Below are 15,087 nucleotides of genomic sequence, written 5' to 3' on the forward strand. Positions count from 1 at the left end.
TGACACAGTAATGACTAAGAAATGAATTGTTGAGAAAGCAATTACTAAGAAGCGAATTGCTAAGAAAGTAATTACTAAGAAGTGAATTGCTAAGAAAGTAATTACTGCGAAAGCAACTACTGAGAAATGAATTAAGGAGGGAACCATCATGGGAAGAAATGTATTTATTACGGGAGCTACTTCGGGTATTGGTCGTGAAACGGCCATCGCTTTTGCAAAGAACGGCGACAATTTGCTGCTTTGCGCCCGTCGCAAGGATAAATTGGACGAAATGAAGCAGGGTCTGGAAGATTTGTACAAGGTAGATGTTACCGTCTTTGAATTGGATGTGACGGATCGTGCGGCCGTAGCGGAAAAGGTACCGGCGATGATTGAAAGCATCGGTCATGTAGATATTCTGGTGAACAACGCCGGTTTGGCACAGGGACTTGATGCCTTTGAAGACAGCTCCATCGACGACATGGAAACCATGATCGATACCAATGTGAAAGGTCTCCTTTACGTATCCCGCACGGTATTGCCGTACATGTTAAAACGCAATATCGGTCACATCATTAACCTTGGCTCTACTGCCGGTATTTATGCCTACGCCAAAGGCGCCGTATATTGTGCAACCAAGGCCGCCGTTAAAACCTTGAGTGACGGTATTCGCATCGATACCATTGAAAGCGATATTAAGGTGACTACGATTCAGCCGGGCATTGTGGAAACGCCGTTTAGCGAAGTGCGCTTCCATGGGGATAAAGAAAAAGCCGCCGCTGTCTATGCCGGTGTGGATGCGCTGCAGCCGGAGGACATTGCGGACATCATCCTCTTTGCCTCCAATCGCCCGCGCCGCGTGCAGATTTCCGACATTACCATCATGGCTAATCAGCAGGCTACGGGATTCATGATAGCAAAAAAATAATGTACTAAGAGCAGATACTTCTCCTTGCGGTCCGGTCTTGCGAAAAACAATACAACAAAAGCAGATGCTTTTCTTTGCGGTCCGGTCTTGCGAAGGACCACATCAGAGAAATATCTGCTCTTTTTATTGAGAAGGGAAATTTTAAGAGGGGCAGCTTGGCGTCATGATTTGACGACAAAAGAAGAAATAGATATAATGAAAACAGAAAGAGATGGCTAAGCGTTGGTACCGTTTGGCTCATCTCGAAGAAATTAAACATAACTTGAGAGATGGCCTTGTCGTTTACGTTACGTCAGGGCTATTTTCTATTTAAGGAATGAGCGGCACCGTTTGTGCCGTAGTCTATACTGATATGAAGGAGGTTCGTCTGTTTTATGAAGCAGCCCTTCGTCAGACCGGGTTCCCCGCAAGGCGTTTTAAGGAATGAGCGGCACCGTTTGTGCTGTAGTCTATACTGATATGAAGGAGGTTCGTCTGTTTTATGAAGCAGCCCTTCGTTAGACCGGGCTGCAAGTAAAATTGACGAACCTCCTTTTGGTGTTACATACGGCACAACCCGGTGCAAAAAAATTAAAAAGCCTATTGACAAGGACTTTTGTTTGTGGCACAATAACACCAACACAAAACAGAAGTTGCGATGAACAGGTTTAAAGAGCCGGTAGGTTGCCTACAGAGAGCCGTCGGGTGGTGTGAGACGGTGGAACGATCGGTGTCGACAACTCGCCTGGGAGCATCGGCGGTGAAACAAAGTAACCGACGACGGTGGTGCCGTTATAACCATAGAGGACCAACTAGGGTGGTACCGTGTTATAGTATATAACGCCCCTTATGATGCAATGCATCGTAAGGGGCTTTTTTATCGAATCAAATGGGATGACTTCGGTCAACTGATGGTAGCAATGCATTGCGCTGCGACTGGCAACTATGGGTTGCGCTGTAGCCAGCAGGTAATCGGTAACAATCGGTGGCAAGGCGGCCGGTGTTCATGCGTATGGGTAGAGGCCATGTCCCTAATGATTTGAGAGAGAAGAGATTGCTATGACGCCCCTGGAACCGTGACGAGTGCGCGGATCCGGGGGCGTTTTTTTGTTAAAAAGGAGAGACCATTATGAAAGACAAGGTAGCAGTGAAAGACGATGTAACGGTTGGTGTGGTGAGCCGGACTACCGGCCATATGACACAGAATGAAACGAGCAAAGATAAGGTGTATTTCTTCGATACCACGCTTCGCGACGGCGAACAGAGCCCGGGCGTATCCTTGCAGACGCCGGAAAAAATCGAAATTGCGCAAAGCTTGGCGCGCATGGGCGTAGATGTTATCGAAGCCGGTTTCCCGGCTGCTTCGCCGGGGGACTTCGAAGCGGTAGCCGCCATTGCCAATACGGTAAAGGGCTGCACCATTGCCGGGTTGGCCAGAGCCAACAAGGCCGACATTGAAAAAACGGCAGAAGCCTTGGCCGGAGCCGAACACAGCCGCCTGCACGTATTCATCGCTACCAGCGATATTCATTTGGAATATAAATTGAAAAAGACGAGAGAAGAAGTTATCGAAACGGTAAAGGACTGCTTGGCATTTGCAGCCGATAAATTCGATGAAATCGAGTTTTCCGCCGAAGATGCATCGCGCACCGATATGGACTATTTAAGCGAAGTTTTTTCCGTAGCCATCGAAGGGGGCGCAACCATATTGAATGTGCCGGACACGGTAGGCTATATGACGCCCATGGAATTTGCCGGAAAGATCCGCTACTTGAAAGAACATGTGCGAGGCATTGAAAAGGCCATCATCAGTGTGCATTGTCATGATGACCTGGGCATGGCCAACGCAAACACCTTGGCAGCCATCGAAGCCGGTGCCCGTCAGGTGGAATGCACGGTGAACGGTCTTGGCGAACGGGCCGGTAACGTCGGTATCGAAGAAGTGGTGATGGCATTGAAAACGCGCCGCGATATTTACGGCGTTGATGTAGACATTGATACGAAACAGTTTACCCGTGTCAGCCATTTGGTCAGTCGCCTTACCGGCATGGTGGTGCCGCCTAACAAAGCGATTGTCGGTGCCAATGCGTTTGCCCACGAATCGGGAATTCATCAGCACGGTGTGCTGAGCAATCCGACGACCTATGAAATTATGACGCCGGAAAGTGTAGGTGCCGAAAAGAGTGCCATTGTTCTCGGTAAGCATTCCGGCAAGCATGCCTTTGTCGATCATCTGGTGCGCCTGGGCTTTACCGTGGATGACAGCAAGATTCCGGATTTGTTCGCTAAGTTTAAATCCTTGGCGGACCGGAAAAAGCAAATTTTCGATGAAGATATTATCGCCTTGGTGATGGACATGATCGATCACGAAAAGGCGGTAGAGGTGGTGCATCATCATTACCATTCCGACGAACAAGGCTATGCCTATGCCGATGTGCGGCTGAAGACACCGGAAGGCATTCGCGAAGATGCTGCCGTCGGTGACGGTGCCGTTGATGCATCGCTGAAAGCAGCGGAACGAGCCCTTGGCAAACCGATCAGCTTGAAGGATTTTCAAGTGCGCGCCGTTACGTCCGGCAAGGATGCGTTGGGCGAGGTTATGCTCAAGGTAGAATACGAAGGCAAGCTGTATCACGGCCGGGCCATTCACACAGATATTATTACATCCAGCGTTAACGCATATGTGAACGCAATTAACAGTATATATTTCGCAAAGGCTATTACGACCAATGCGGAGGAGGCATAGATTATGGGAATGACAATAACGGAAAAAAATATGGCCCGCCATGCAGGGGTGGCCGAAGTGAAAGCGGGACAGATCGTGGAGTGCAAGGTGGATGCGATTCTGATGAATGACATCACCTTTCCGCCGGCGCTGAAAGAATTTAAGAAAATCGGGAAACCCGTGTTCGATAAGGAACGCATTTACTTGGTGCCGGACCACTTCACGCCGAATAAAGATATTAAGTCCGCAGAGCAGTCCAAGATCATGCGTGACTTTGTACGGGCTGAAGGGATTACGCATTACTTTGAAGTAGGTCGCATGGGGATTGAGCATGTGCTGTTACCGGAAGAAGGATTGGTAGCCCCGGGGGATATGATCATCGGCGCAGACTCGCATACCTGTACGTACGGTGCGTTGGGAGCCTTCGCTACCGGCGTGGGCTCCACCGATGCCGGTGTTGCTATGGCACGGGGCAAGACATGGTTCAAGGTGCCGGAAACGATTAAGGTGGTGCTGGACGGTAAGCCGGGCAAATGGATTACCGGTAAAGATATCGTACTGGAGCTTATCGGTCGCATCGGTGTTGACGGTGCGCGCTATAAAGCCATCGAGTATCATGGGACGGCGCTTCAATACATGTCTATGACGGATCGCTTGACCATTTGCAACATGGCCATCGAAGCCGGTGGTAAATGCGGCGTCTTCCCGTACGATGAAATCACTAAGGCGTATGTAACGGGACGAGTGAAACGGGATTTCACGCCGATTACGGCCGATCCCGATGCAGAGTACTGCGAAGAGGTTCACATTGATGTAAGCAAGCTGCAGCCGGTAGTGGCATTCCCTCATTTACCGTCCAATACGCATTACATTACGGATGTGAAGGAGCCTATCGCGATTGACCAAGTGGTCATCGGCTCTTGTACGAACGGTCGTTTTGAGGATTTACAGGCAGCGGCATCTATTTTGAAGGGGCGTAAGGTAGCCGACTTTGTGCGCTGCATTGTAGTGCCCGGCAGTCAAACCGTGTATGACGAAGCGATGAAAGCAGGCTTGATTGATACGTTCATCAAAGCAGGTTGCGCCGTATCCACGCCGACCTGCGGACCGTGCTTGGGCGGTTACATGGGAATCATGGCTGCCGGTGAACGCACGGTATCGACGACGAATCGCAATTTCCGCGGACGCATGGGTCACGTAGACAGCGAAGTATATTTGGCAAGTCCCTATGTTGCGGCAGCCAGTGCAGTGATGGGACGCTTAGCCGGTCCCGAGGAGGTACAGTAAATGGATTGTAAAGGAACGATTTGGCGCTACGGCGACAATGTAGATACAGACGTAATTATTCCGGCACGCTATTTGGCGATTGCGGATATGAAAGAATTGGCGACACATGCCATGGAAGATATTGATACCACCTTTGCGGCTAATGTAAAGGAAGGGCAGATTATGGTTGCCGGTAAAAATTTCGGTTGCGGCTCCTCGCGCGAGCATGCACCGGCGGTGATTAAAGCCAGCGGCATCAGCTGCATCGTAGCGGACAGCTTTGCGCGCATCTTTTTCCGCAATGCCATCAACATCGGGTTGCCGGTGATTGAAATCGGCGAAGCCGTGGAACATATCAAGGCGGATCATGAAATTGGCGTAGATATGGGACAAGGGATTGTATATAATTTGACGACCGGCGAAGAATATCAGGGAACGGCATTGCCGCCTTTTATTCAGGCCATTGCCAAAGCCGGCGGGCTTGTTAATTTTGCTAAGCAGCAAGACGATTAACAATTATATTTGGTCGCATTCTTCGAGGCGTTTTCGGTGGTAAATCAAATAAACCTATAAACCAAAACCCAAGGATGGACATTGTTTGTTCATCCGCCTATACAACAAAACTAATAAACCAAAACCAAAATGTATATGTTACAGTGTGACGGCATGTACCGTCACCATTGGCGAAAGCCGGTAACCAACCATACGGCAAACGCCGCGAAGATTGTAGATATAGGTAGCAATGTAGGATGGTACCATGCGATAGGGTGGCATGAATGTGTTGCCTACAGGTGTATTACAGATGCGCGATAGTATAGTAGCAAGGTAGTAGGGTAGCAGTTCACATAGGTGCTGCAGCTTTCATAAATAGCTGCGGGTATATGTGTGTACAAAGACAGCTAATAGAGTAGGCATAGCGTCCTGTCATGGAAAGCAGGGGGCGCAGCCGAGTGATAGATAGCCTATGAGAGAGATGAGGCAAAAGAAAGAGGGACGACGATGAGTAATGAAAAAGAGATAGTCATCATTGCCGGCGATGGGATCGGTGAAGAAATAACGGCCGCTGCCAGAGCCGTTACGGAGGCAGCCTTTCAAAAAGCCGGTGTGACGGCACATTGGATTGAAAAGAAAGCCGGCGGCGCAGCCATTGATGCATACGGCGAACCGTTGCCGCAGGATACCATAGAAGCCTGCCGCAAGGCAGATGCCGTTTTGTTAGGTGCCGTAGGTGGACCGAAGTGGGATGCGGTAGCACCGCATTTGCGACCGGAGCAAGCTATCTTGGGATTGCGTAAAGCGTTAGGTCTCTTTTGTAATTTGCGGCCTGTAAAAATTTATAAGGCCTTAGAGGAGTATTCTCCGTTAAAAGCGGACTTGGTAGCGGATGTGGATTTCGTTATTGTTCGCGAGTTAACCGGCGGTATTTATTTTGGTGAACGCCAGGAAGCTACCGGTGAAGGGCCGGACGAAGTAGCGTGGGATAAGGAAACGTATCACCGCTATGAAATCGAACGCATTATGGATGTGGCGGTGGAAACGGCGAAGAAGCGGCGCGGCAAAATCGCCAGCGTAGATAAAGCCAATGTGTTGGCAGCGTCTCGCTTATGGCGACGCATTGCGGAAGAAAAAGCAAAGGCGCATCCGGAGATTGCGATGGATTATTTGTATGTAGACAATACGGCGATGCAGCTGGTGGTCAATCCCGGACAATTCGATGTCATTGTCACCTCGAATTTATTCGGCGATATTTTAAGTGATGAAGGGGCCGTTATTTCCGGCTCCATCGGTTTGTTGCCGTCGGCTTCCATGGGAGAAGGCACCGCATTGTACGAACCGATTCACGGATCGGCACCGGATATTGCGGGACAAGGCATTGCCAATCCGTTGGGGACGATTCTGTCGGCAGCGATGATGTGTCGTCATTCCTTGGGATTACCGGCGGTAGCCGATGCTATCGAAAAGGCGGTAGAACAGACGTTAAACGATGGCTATCGCACCGGCGAGATTTATAAAGACGGTATGAAAAAAGTGGGGACGGTGGGCATGCGAGATGCGGTTATCGCCCGCCTCTAACCGGCTATAGCGACAATAGAAAACAGCCTGACCTATTCCTTTGAAGCCCTGCGTGGCTAAGGCGTTCTGCAGAAATAGGTCAGGCTGTTTTGTGTTATTGGATAAAGACCGGTTAGAGGGTGGCGAAACTGGGAGTGGGGGAAAAGCCCTGCGTGGCTAAGGCGTTCTTCGGAAAAGATACGACGGGCTTTAGTTGTGTGTAAAGGTGACGAGTAAATAATAATTGAATACGCCATAGAGGTAGAGGCAGTGATAATCTAAGAAAAGGGGAGGGAGCCCTACGTGGCTAAGGCGTTCTTCGGAAAAGATACGACGGGCTTTAGTTGTGTGTAAAGGTGACGAGTAAATAATAATTGAATACGCCATAGAGGTAAAGGCGGCGATAATCCGGGAGAGGGGAGGGCGCCCTGCGTGGCTAAGGCGTTCTGCAGAAATAGGTCAGGCTGTTTTGTGTTATTAGATAAAGATCGGTTAGCGGGTGGCACTAATATAGTAAATAATATAGGTGCAAACCATTTGACATATAACTATTTTTTATAATTATAAAAGTCGATATAATCATCTTTTGATTGACAGTGTTTTATTACATAACGTATTATGAATATGACATACGAATACGTGTAGAAGACATTAGGTGTCTTACGACTTAATAGGGAATTCGGTATAAGCCGAAGCGGTCCCGCCACTGTAAGCAAGAGCGAAGTTACAATGATGTCACTGCAACAGGAATTGTTGTGGGAAGGCGTAATCAGCGATGACAGCAAGCCAGGAGAACTGCCTAATGAATAATCACCGATGAAGTACCTACGAGCGATGGGGATGGCGATTGTACATAATGATGATATACAGTAATATATAAGAAATAACAGCCGTCACAGTCAGTATTGTGTCATATGATGTAAGCAAAGAAGCTAAGAAATCAGCAAAGAAGCTGCCGCACCATTGAAGCAATGCGCTCTGTGACGTTTTTGTAAATAGATACAGTGTATTAGTATTGGCTATTAATGGTATATAGCTGCGTTATGTATAGAAAAAGGCGCATATAAAAGCGGTCGCTCGGATAGGGCGGCCGTTTTTTCGTTTATATGCGTAATCCTGTTGAAAGAGGGCGTATGTCGTATTGCGTTACATTGAGTAACTGGCGAGTGGCGATAATCCGTACTGTTACATTGGGACTGTAGAAGAAAGTGGAAAGGAGCGAGATTTCAATGAGTAGGGATTTTGTATGGCGTACAGTGAGACGTACGTATCAAGGAAAGCTGAGGGCAGTGTACGAGAGAGAGGCGTATAAGCCATATGTTAGTCAGTATCGAAGACGTAAAGAACGAGGCTGGCGGCGGGTGTTTGGTGGTAAGCTCCGTTCTTTACAGGCGCGCGGCTTGCAGATATACAAGGTGAAGGTATGACGAAGGCGATTAAGTATCTTTCCTATAAAGAGTTCTTAGTATTGACAGTTCCCTTCATGATTTCTACGGCAACGCAGCCGCTATTGGGGGCAGTCAATACCGCTATTATGGGACATTTATCCGATGCGGCTTATATTGCGGCCGTCGCTTTGGGCGTCATTTTATTTAACAGTATGTATTGGCTGTTTGGTTTTTTACGTGTAGCTACGACGGGGTTTTCGGCGCAAGCCTTGGGCAAAGGTGATCGCGAGGCAGTCAGTTTAGCTCTCTACCGCCCGGCTTTGTTAGCAGCCGGAATCAGTATCTTTTGCATTCTCATATACACGGTTCTTTTCCCTACCTATGCAACATTTATGAAGGCAGAAGGACGCGTATTCTTTTTTCTAAAACAGTATTGTGATGTTTTAATCTGGGGCGCTCCCTTTGTATTGGGAAATTATGTCATACTGGGCTGGCTGATGGGACAGATGTTAGTACGTCTTACCTTATGGATGCAAATATCTATGAATGTGCTCAATATGATCTTATCTTTTGTCTTCGTGTTCTATGGTGGATGGGGTGTGGCCGGAGTTGCATGGGGCACGTTATTAGCACAGATATACGGATTCGTGGTAGGCCTCTTTATATTAGCCTGTGTAAAAGAGCGATTGGCACGGTCGGCAGTTATTATACGCCGGGTGTTTCATGGCAAGGCATTGTTACAAATTATGAAGGTCAATGGCGATCTCATGATTCGTACGGTGTGTTTGTTAACGATTAATAATCTTTTTGCTACTACGGGAAGCGCTATGGGGACAACCATACTGGCAGCTAATGCGGTATTGCTGGAAATCATTTTTATTATGGCCTATTTTTTTGATGGCATTGCTAATGGTGTTAGCGTTTTTAGCGGTCGAGCTAAAGGAGAAGGTCACCTAGGATTATGGAAAGATACTATCCGTATTGGTCTGGGGTGTGCCGGAGTGATGGTAATGATGTGGGAGCTACTATTGGTATCGGGGGGACAGGTATTGATTGAAGCGATGACCAATGTAGTGGCAGTGAAAATGGTGGCCATGGATTATCGTTGGGTACTGCAAGTGTATCCTGTTTGTGCGGCTGTGGGGCTGGTACTGTATGGTATGTATACGGGTTGCGGAGAGACGGCATGGGTGCGCAATATGATGTTAATCGCTGTTATAGTCTTTTTTATGGGTGACTGGCAGTTGACAAAATACTGGGGAAATACAGGGCTGTGGATTACATATGTAGGGACATATTTCTTAGAGTCTGTATTGTTGGTTATCTTTTTGCGTTATATACATATCTTACCTTAACGGGATGGGGAGTATGATCGGAGCGGCTAATTATATGGTAAGGTTGGTTTTGAACACGAGGAATGGAGGAAGGTTGATAGAACACATGGTAGTTAGGATAGGAAAACGACTAGTACAGTTGTTAATTACATTATTGGGAGTAACATTTATTACGTTTTCGCTGACTTATATGGCTCCGGGGGACCCGGTAGCGATGTTATTAGAAACAGGCGATACGATTATTTCGCAAGACGTAGTAGAGCAGACGCGCCATGAATTGGGGTTGGATCGACCGTTTCTTGTGCAATACGGATCATGGCTTGGTCATGCGCTTACCGGTGATTTGGGAATGTCGTATTCGGCCAAAAAACCGGTAGTCGATAAGATGGCAGAAGCGTTTCCGGGAACATTGCTATTGGCTACAACAAGTATTGTGTTGATGCTGCTCATAGCAATCCCCGCAGGGGTAATGGCTGCGGTGTATTGCAATCGTTGGCTTGATTATATATTGCGAGCGGTGTCGTTTATAGGGATTTCTATGCCTACCTTTTGGTTGGGTCTCGTATTGTTATATGTTTTTGGTTATAAATTGGGGATGGCACCCATTGCGACGGCAACGGTGTCACTTGCTAATGTCATGTTACCGGCTATTACTATGGCGTTTACGTTAGCATCCAAATATATGCGGCAGGTACGCTTAGTTGTGTTGGAGGAAATGAACAAGGAGTATGTTATTGGTGCCCGTGCACGAGGGATGACAGAACGAGCTATTTTATGGCGTCATATATTTCCCAATGCGTGTTTGCCTTTGATCACCATTTTAGGGCTCAGTTTTGGTTGGCTCCTTGGCGGTGTTGCCGTTGTCGAAATGGTATTCGCATGGCCCGGCCTTGGTAAGATGGCGGTACAGGCGATTACTATGCGTGACTATCCCTTATTACAAGGATTTGTTCTTTGGGCGGCATTAGCCTATATGAGTATTAATATGCTGATTGATGTGTCCTACTCTTTGCTGGATCCACGTTTGCGTAAGGGAGGACATAGCTAATGAAAATAATGAATGAAAAGAAACGATATTTTATAACATATTCTGTTTTGTTGGGCGTGATGATTTTAATTGCTCTCATCGGACCGTTATGTATGTCAACCGATATATACACGTCCGATTTGGGACGTGCTCTACAGGCCCCCAGTGCGGATCATTGGTTTGGTACGGACAAATTAGGGAGAGATGTATTTGCTCGTATTATACATGGTATGCAGTTGTCGTTGGGAATGTCCTTTTCCATTGTTAGTTTGATGGCTATGACGGGAACACTGGTCGGTGTGGTAGCCGGATTTTACGGCGGTAAGGTAGAAATGGTGTTGATGCGGCTTTGTGATATTATGATTTCTTTTCCGGGAATTATCTTGGCCATTGCCATTGCCGGGGTTATGGGTGGTAGCATAGGAAATGCTATTTTAGCACTTACCTTGGTAGGCTGGGCTAAATATGCTCGGATTGTCCGTAGCTTGGTATTGAAAGTGCGCGGCGAGGATTATGTCACCGCGGCACGGCTCAGTGGTGCCAGTCCGTTCGTCATTATGCGTCGACATATCTTGCCCAATACATTGCCTTTGGTATTTGTTACGGCCGGTATGGACTTAGGAACGATGATACTCGAAGTGGCCGGACTTTCTTTTCTGGGGTTCGGCGCACAGCCGCCGACACCGGAGTGGGGACGTATGCTCAACGAGGGTCGCCAATATTTGCAGATGGCACCGTGGTTAATGGTATTTCCGGGGGTAGCTATTTTGTTGGTAGTCACTGTTTTTAATTTATGGAGCGATAGCTTGCGGGATATATTAGATCCGAAGCAAACATAATAAGGATTGTAGGTAGGCATTTGGTACATAGAGGTAGTGAGTAGGAGGTAGTATATATGATGAAATATGGTATGCATAGAATGATAGGCAAGAAAAAGACATTACGCCGTTGGGTGGTAGGAGGCTTAGCCGCTCTTGCTTGTGTAGGCATGTTAGCCGGCTGCGGTGGTAGCAGGAGTGGTAACCCGGATGTATTGAAGGTAGGGGTGACCAACTTTGCGGATACTCTCGAGCCAACGGAGAATTATTTTGCTTGGGTAGTTATGCGTTATGGTATCGGTGAAGCATTAGCAAAGTTCGACAAAGAAATGAAGCCTGTACCTTGGTTGGCTAAGGAATGGTCGGTCAGCAAAGATCATATGACTTGGACATTTATTATTGATGAGAAAGCTACATTTTCGAATGGCAAGCCGGTAACGGCAGAAGCGGTGAAAGCTTCTATTGAACGGGTATTTGCCAAAAGTAATCGTGCTAACACATTTTTTACGTATGATACTATACAGGCCGATGGACAGACATTGACGATTCATACGACGACACCGGTGCCCAATATGCCCGGTTTGTTAGCGGATCCTCTGTTCCTCATCGTTGATGTACAGGCAGAAAAGGACGGTCGTAATTTTGCCAAAGAGGGCCCGATTGCAACAGGTCCTTATAGGGTGGTATCTTTCAGCCGCGATAAGGCCGTAGTAGAGGCAAACCCGAATTATTGGCAAGGTAAGGTACCTTTTAAGACGATAGAAATTCCATCCATTGATGATCCGAATACGCGAGCCATGGCCTTGCAATCCGGTGAGGTAGATATGGCAGTGAATATCGGACCCGGTGAATTGCCGATGTTTAAAGAAAATTCGGCATATAAAGTACATGAAATTGATTCGTTGCGTGTAGTGGTAGCCAGACTTAATCAACGGGGTATCTTTAAAGATCCTAATGTACGTGCAGCACTGATCAGTGCAACGGATCGCAAGAGTTATGCAGATGTATTATTAAAGGGAACGTTTAGCCCGGGGAAAGCTCCGATTCCGCCATCGCTTGACTTTGGCTTCAATGAGTTAACAGATCCTAACAGCTATAATCCGGAACGAGCAAAGCAACTGTTGGCTGAAGCAGGCTGGAAGGATACTGATGGGGACGGCATCTTAGATAAGGATGGAAAACCGCTTCATGCAGATTTTGTTATTTATAACAGCCGGGCAGAGCTGCCTATTTTTGCAGAAGGGGTACAGGCTGATGCGCGTAAGGTGGGAATGGATATTTCCATTAAAACCGTAGATTATAATCTGATTGATAAGATAGGTATTGATGGGGACTATGATTTGCTTATTTCCAATATTGTTACGGCTAACACCGGCGACCCACAGATGTTTCTTAAATGGTATTGGGGTACGAATATAAACGGTAGCAATCCACAGAATGGTTCCGGTTACAGTAACCCCACCTATGACGCTAAATTGGCTGAAATGGCAGCGTCGTTTGATCCGACTAAGCGCCGTCGGTTAGCTATTGAATTGCAGCAAATTTTGCTTGATGATAGTGCGGCTCTTTTCCTGGGATATCCGAAGACAAACATTGTCAATGCGGGATACTTGGATAATGTAGAAATGTTTCCATCCGATTATTATTGGATTACCAGCGATATTGCCTACCGTAAATAATGAGATATTGAAAGGATATATAGAGAAGTGGGACGGAGATAGAAGTGATGAAAGTGGATACTACAGTGATTAATGATAAGGGAACACGAGAAGCGTTGGGGAAACAGGTACTGCTTAGTGTCGAAGATATGGATATTACATATGGTAAAGGTGCAGCAGCTATTCGTGGTATATCCTTTACTATTAGTCCCGGTGAGGTGTTGGCTATTGTAGGCGAATCCGGTTCGGGTAAAACATCTATTATTCGTGCGTTACTGGGATGTATATCCGGTGATGGTCAGATTGCCAAGGGTACGATTACGTTTGATGGAACAGATATTACGGCGTTGACGAATGAAGAATGGCGTCGTTATCGAGGGCGTAGTATTTCGATGATCTTTCAAGACTCGGGCAATGCGTTGGATCAGATTATGCGCATTGGGAAGCAAATGGTGGAACATATATCTCGGCTTACAGGCAAAGATAAAGAAGCCGCCGAAGAAGAGGCGCGTACATTGTTAGCGCGCGTAGCGTTACCGTCGGATGTATTACATCGATATCCTTTTGAACTTAGCGGAGGGCAACGTCAACGACTGGGGATTGCTATGGCCATGACGGTAACACCAAAGCTGCTCTTAGCGGATGAACCTACTTCGGCATTAGATACGACGACACAAGCACAAATCGTGGAGGAACTGTTGCGATTGGCAAAGGACAAGGGTACGGCAATTATTATCGTTACCCATAATATGGGCGTAGCAGTGCATATGGCTGATAAAATCATGGTTATGAAAGAAGGCCGAGTAGTTGATTATGATAGGAAGGATGTCATAGTAACGGAGCCTAAGTCAGAGTATACTAAGACGTTGTTAGCTGTTGTACCTTCCCTGTACGGTAAGCGCTATATTTGATAGACCCCCTATGAATGGAAAGGAGTGAATAGGAGTATGGACAGGAATGTGATAGATTCGGACGCAATAGCGGCAGCCACGCCTCTGTTGCGAGTGGAAGGGCTGTGTAAATCATTTGCTTTGCCCGGAGGCAGTATAGTAAAGGCTTGCGATTCGATATCACTCACAGTCGATGAAGGGCAATCCCTTGGTATCGTTGGTGAATCCGGTTCGGGTAAAACTACGTTGATGAAGATGTTGATGCAGCTTATACCGGCTTCATCGGGAACGATTTACTTTCAAGGTCATGCAATTGATTGTCGTAATAAATCACAACAGTTGGAATACCATCAGCATATTCAGATGGTATTCCAAGATTCTACATCCGCCTTTAATCCTCGTATGAAGGTAGCAGATAGTTTATGTGAGCCCTTATATAATCAAGGATTGTTGAAAGGGCGTGATTCCGTAGAGGTAGCCGCTACCTATCTGGACATGGTGGAACTGTCGAAGGATATTGCCTATCGATATCCTCATGAACTCAGTGGTGGTCAACGACAGCGCATTGCTATCGCAAGAGCCTTGGTAGCTCATCCGGATATTATCATCTTTGATGAAGCTACATCAGCTCTGGATGTATCGGTACAGGATGCCATTGCGCGTTTGCTGGTAAAGCTTCAGAAAGAACATGGTTATACATATATTTTTGTTGCTCATGATATTGCTTTTGTGCGGTGCATTTGTCATAAAGTGGCTGTCATGCACAAGGGAAAGCTCGTTGATTATCTAGCTGCCGATACATTGGTTCAGTCCGACAATCCGTATACTCGTAGACTCATTCAATCTGTCTATGAAATTTAGACGCTAAGTTCCTTCTACCTTTTAACGATGCATATAAGCATTTACTACAAAAATATATTGAGGAGAAAAAGAGCATATCTGTGTTAGAAAAACGAACTACCCCTCCATCATCGAATCAAAAGTCTGATGATGGAGGGGTAGTCTTTTTATATATAGAATTAGATAAAAGACCGGTTAGAGGA

Annotated in this window: 12 protein-coding genes, 1 riboswitch and 1 other annotated feature; all 12 genes read left to right on the forward strand. The window is 46.8% G+C overall.

Annotation, left to right across the window (positions count from 1 at the left end):
• Positions 1-148: 148 nt before the first annotated feature.
• The 12 genes from G344_RS0102660 (at position 149) to G344_RS0102715 (ending at position 14,905) form a co-directional block, all read left to right on the forward strand.
• Entirely contained in the window at positions 149-907 is a 759-nt protein-coding gene (locus tag G344_RS0102660) for an SDR family NAD(P)-dependent oxidoreductase (RefSeq protein WP_028254846.1), read from the forward strand.
• Positions 908-1,535: 628 nt separating this feature from the next.
• Positions 1,536-1,737, forward strand: a binding site (T-box leader).
• Between the two features lie 278 nt (positions 1,738-2,015).
• On the forward strand, positions 2,016-3,632 hold the full coding sequence (locus G344_RS0102665; protein ID WP_083963048.1) for a 2-isopropylmalate synthase: 1,617 nt from the start codon (positions 2,016-2,018) through the stop codon (positions 3,630-3,632).
• Between the two features lie 3 nt (positions 3,633-3,635).
• Entirely contained in the window at positions 3,636-4,898 is a 1,263-nt protein-coding gene (gene leuC, locus G344_RS0102670; RefSeq protein WP_028254848.1) for a 3-isopropylmalate dehydratase large subunit, read from the forward strand.
• A complete protein-coding gene (locus tag G344_RS0102675; protein ID WP_028254849.1) occupies positions 4,899-5,390 on the forward strand; it encodes a 3-isopropylmalate dehydratase small subunit in 492 nt (163 codons plus the stop codon).
• Between the two features lie 486 nt (positions 5,391-5,876).
• Positions 5,877-6,950: a 3-isopropylmalate dehydrogenase gene (leuB, locus tag G344_RS0102680; RefSeq protein ID WP_028254850.1), complete on the forward strand. Its 1,074-nt coding sequence runs from the start codon at positions 5,877-5,879 to the stop codon at positions 6,948-6,950.
• A gap of 615 nt (positions 6,951-7,565) precedes the next feature.
• Positions 7,566-7,746: riboswitch (cobalamin riboswitch) on the forward strand.
• 412 nt (positions 7,747-8,158) lie between these two features.
• Positions 8,159-8,356, forward strand: coding sequence for a hypothetical protein (locus tag G344_RS0102685; RefSeq protein ID WP_028254851.1), 198 nt, complete (start codon positions 8,159-8,161; stop codon positions 8,354-8,356).
• Positions 8,353-9,672 (forward strand): MATE family efflux transporter, encoded by a 1,320-nt coding sequence (locus tag G344_RS0102690; RefSeq protein ID WP_028254852.1) that lies wholly within the window; start codon positions 8,353-8,355, stop codon positions 9,670-9,672. Before G344_RS0102685 ends, G344_RS0102690 begins: the two co-directional genes overlap by 4 nt.
• A gap of 85 nt (positions 9,673-9,757) precedes the next feature.
• Positions 9,758-10,699: a nickel ABC transporter permease gene (nikB, locus tag G344_RS0102695; RefSeq protein WP_028254853.1), complete on the forward strand. Its 942-nt coding sequence runs from the start codon at positions 9,758-9,760 to the stop codon at positions 10,697-10,699.
• Positions 10,699-11,517, forward strand: coding sequence for a nickel transporter permease (gene nikC / locus G344_RS0102700; protein WP_028254854.1), 819 nt, complete (start codon positions 10,699-10,701; stop codon positions 11,515-11,517). The genes nikB and nikC overlap by 1 nt, the downstream gene beginning before the upstream one ends.
• Positions 11,518-11,666: 149 nt before the next feature.
• Positions 11,667-13,175: an ABC transporter substrate-binding protein gene (locus tag G344_RS0102705; protein ID WP_420864496.1), complete on the forward strand. Its 1,509-nt coding sequence runs from the start codon at positions 11,667-11,669 to the stop codon at positions 13,173-13,175.
• Between the two features lie 47 nt (positions 13,176-13,222).
• Entirely contained in the window at positions 13,223-14,065 is an 843-nt protein-coding gene (locus G344_RS0102710; protein ID WP_051245680.1) for an ABC transporter ATP-binding protein, read from the forward strand.
• Between the two features lie 36 nt (positions 14,066-14,101).
• Positions 14,102-14,905, forward strand: a complete 804-nt coding sequence (locus tag G344_RS0102715) for an ABC transporter ATP-binding protein (RefSeq protein ID WP_051245682.1) — start codon at positions 14,102-14,104, stop codon at positions 14,903-14,905.
• Positions 14,906-15,087: the final 182 nt, after the last annotated feature.

This window comes from Veillonella magna DSM 19857 (assembly GCF_000428745.1).
Taxonomy (GTDB): domain Bacteria; phylum Bacillota; class Negativicutes; order Veillonellales; family Veillonellaceae; genus Veillonella_A; species Veillonella_A magna.

Coding starts and splice junctions, on each gene's coding strand:
- G344_RS0102660 (WP_028254846.1), top strand. CDS start 149: ATGGGAAGAAATGTATTTATTACGGGAGCTACTTCGGGTATTGGTCGT.
- G344_RS0102665 (WP_083963048.1), top strand. CDS start 2,016: ATGAAAGACAAGGTAGCAGTGAAAGACGATGTAACGGTTGGTGTGGTG.
- leuC (WP_028254848.1), top strand. CDS start 3,636: ATGGGAATGACAATAACGGAAAAAAATATGGCCCGCCATGCAGGGGTG.
- G344_RS0102675 (WP_028254849.1), top strand. CDS start 4,899: ATGGATTGTAAAGGAACGATTTGGCGCTACGGCGACAATGTAGATACA.
- leuB (WP_028254850.1), top strand. CDS start 5,877: ATGAGTAATGAAAAAGAGATAGTCATCATTGCCGGCGATGGGATCGGT.
- G344_RS0102685 (WP_028254851.1), top strand. CDS start 8,159: ATGAGTAGGGATTTTGTATGGCGTACAGTGAGACGTACGTATCAAGGA.
- G344_RS0102690 (WP_028254852.1), top strand. CDS start 8,353: ATGACGAAGGCGATTAAGTATCTTTCCTATAAAGAGTTCTTAGTATTG.
- nikB (WP_028254853.1), top strand. CDS start 9,758: ATGGTAGTTAGGATAGGAAAACGACTAGTACAGTTGTTAATTACATTA.
- nikC (WP_028254854.1), top strand. CDS start 10,699: ATGAAAATAATGAATGAAAAGAAACGATATTTTATAACATATTCTGTT.
- G344_RS0102705 (WP_420864496.1), top strand. CDS start 11,667: ATGTTAGCCGGCTGCGGTGGTAGCAGGAGTGGTAACCCGGATGTATTG.
- G344_RS0102710 (WP_051245680.1), top strand. CDS start 13,223: ATGAAAGTGGATACTACAGTGATTAATGATAAGGGAACACGAGAAGCG.
- G344_RS0102715 (WP_051245682.1), top strand. CDS start 14,102: ATGGACAGGAATGTGATAGATTCGGACGCAATAGCGGCAGCCACGCCT.